Here is a 2,522-nt window from a genome sequence, read left to right as displayed (position 1 = left end):
CGTTCAGTCAAAATTTGCCACTAAACGGGGACCTCGCATCGCACGGGAAGAACCATCAACTCAGGGTAATATGTCAAGCAAAAGCAGTGCTTTTGGCAACACTAAAAAACCTGCACCGAAAAAATCAGGCGGACGGGGGAGATAAGGAGTTAAGCTCTTTATTTCTCATGAAATTCATAGACACCGTCAAACGATGTAATACCAGCTTGCGCTAAAGTAGTACATCTCTCGATATAGAGACTATGAAGAAGATGAGGCGATTTAGCATCTAATTCATTAAAACACTCGATAGCTTCTACAAATTTTCCTTCTCGGTAGAGCGTCAATGCTGCCGTAAAAGATTCCAACTCTTCTCTCAGCATTTCAGTCGGATATCCGTTATCAATCACTTCATAAATAAGGATAGGTTCGGTTTTCCCTTTTACCCTTACGATATCGAGTTCTCGTACCACATAGGGTGAGCGGAGTGATTTATAGGTATATTCTGAGATAACAAGACGTACATGGTAATATTTACACAATCCCTCTAAGCGTGATGCCAAATTAACCGGATCACCGATTACGGTGTAGTCAGAACGTCCTTGTGAACCGATATCCCCTACGGTTACGACACCGGTATTTAATCCGATTCCAAAATCAAGATTGATTCCAAATTGCAGTTGAAATTTTTTACTGAGCGATTCACGTAAGGAGAGTTGTTTTAACGCTGATTGAACGGCTATATCTGCATGGTTTTCAACATGGTTCGGAGCATTCCAATATGCCATGATTGCATCGCCGATGAATTTGTCGATGGTTCCGTGTGTCTGTACAATCGGTTCCGCCATTACCGTCATGTATTCGTTCAAAAATGCGACCAACCGTTCAGGTGAGCCAAGCTGTTCGGAGATAGCGGTGAAAGAACGGATATCGGAAAAGAAAATAGTCGCTTCTACCTCCCGTGTTTGAAGGGCATCATAGTTGTCATGCCCTAACAGATCATCCATAACCTGTTTAGAAACTTTTTGAGCAAATTTTTTCTTGACCTTCTCTTTTAGATTGTTTTCGAAAAAATAGTTCATACTTAATACTGAAACAATCGAGACCGTTAGGACTAAGACCATAAAAAACAAATTGACAATGATGTGATGGTCAAATAAAAGATAGTAATTAAGATAGGCTACACTAAAAAATAAGGTAGTAAATCCTCCGAAAAGCCATAGTGGAGGCAAAAGTGAAAGACCGAGTATAACCAGAGCCGAGAGAGATACGATCATACCAATCTCGGCGATTTCTATCCAATCTGGACGTAGAAGCATATCTTGATTTATAAGATTATCAATAACGGTTGCATGGATTTCGATCCCTGGAATAATATTGTCAAACGGGTTGTTTCGAAGATCCATCAAACCATAAGCAGAGGTACCGACCAATACATATTTTCCCTCGACTGCTTTCGGATCAAAGCGATTCTTAACAATATCACTGGCTGATAGGTAATGGAACGTTTTTGCCGGACCACGGTGATTGAGATACATACGACCGTTGCGATCGGTTGGAATGTCAATCTCCCCCGCATGAATGGTTGATACCCCTGTTGGTGAATAATTGATCGTGACTTTCTTCGCATCATTAGCGATACGAAACATCTCAAAGGCAAGTGAGGGAAATATACTATCCTCATAGCGCATAATGAGAGGAACGCTTCGGATAGAGCCGGAAGCATCAGGGACATTGTTCAAATAGCCACTGGAATAACCGCTCTCTTGGATACTTTCGAGGTTGCTCAAAACACCGTTCGGTGTGAGGAGGTAGTTCATTTTTGGGAGATTTTTTTCGATAAAGATGGCGGGGATAGTGGGGATGGTGGAGTGATCCGAGTTAAAAGATTTATCAAAATTGAATATATATCCCAAAATCGTCGGTGTTAAGCTGATCGTTTTTGCAAACTGCAGATCATAGTTCGGAAGGGTTTGGGCTATATGAAATTCTTGGGCAAAACGATGGGGAGAAGACCTATCGGCTTCGGAAAAGACGATATCCAGTCCGATAATTCCGGCTCCGGCATCGGTGAGGTTTTGAACCATCTGTGCGACTACATTACGCTCCCATGGCCATTGTCCGAGAGCATGGAGGCTTTTTTCATCGATATCGACGATAATGACATCATCGCTGGCATGGGTAACACCGCGTGCGAGAAATAAAAAATCGCGGAGTTTGTCATCCAAATTTTGATACGTTGCCGGTAAAAAGAGATAGGCATAGGATATGCCGGCACTTATGAGGATAAAAAGGATGAAGCGTGTTAGGAGAGGAGTGATGCGCATCAAGGAGGAGACATCTCACCACTTAGAGATCCCGTAGCCATCAAAGCACCTTGGACGATGATAGTTTGGCTTGGCATGGAATCAGTATTGGCTTGTGCATTAAAGGTCCCTCCTGCCGTTTTACCATCAGCTCCATAGAAAGCACCTTGCAGGGTTCCACTTGTGGAATTGAAAAAAGATTCAGAAACATTTGAAAACGTATCGAGCGATCCATTC

2 protein-coding genes are annotated in these 2,522 nt (G+C 42.5%); both read right to left on the bottom strand.

What is annotated here, in order from left to right; all coding sequences use genetic code 11:
* Window positions 1-158 precede the first annotated feature (158 nt).
* Window positions 159-2,306 (bottom strand): adenylate/guanylate cyclase domain-containing protein, encoded by a 2,148-nt coding sequence (locus tag JZU62_RS08835; protein WP_295013948.1) that lies wholly within the window; start codon window positions 2,304-2,306, stop codon window positions 159-161.
* On the bottom strand, window positions 2,306-2,522 hold a 217-nt coding region (locus JZU62_RS08830), incomplete at its 5' end, for a hypothetical protein (protein ID WP_295013946.1). The genes JZU62_RS08830 and JZU62_RS08835, both read right to left, overlap by 1 nt.

The organism is Sulfuricurvum sp. (assembly GCF_019163035.1).
Lineage (GTDB): Bacteria > Campylobacterota > Campylobacteria > Campylobacterales > Sulfurimonadaceae > Sulfuricurvum.
Note: the sequence above shows the minus strand (reverse complement) of the source record. Positions and strands in the feature narration are given on the sequence as shown.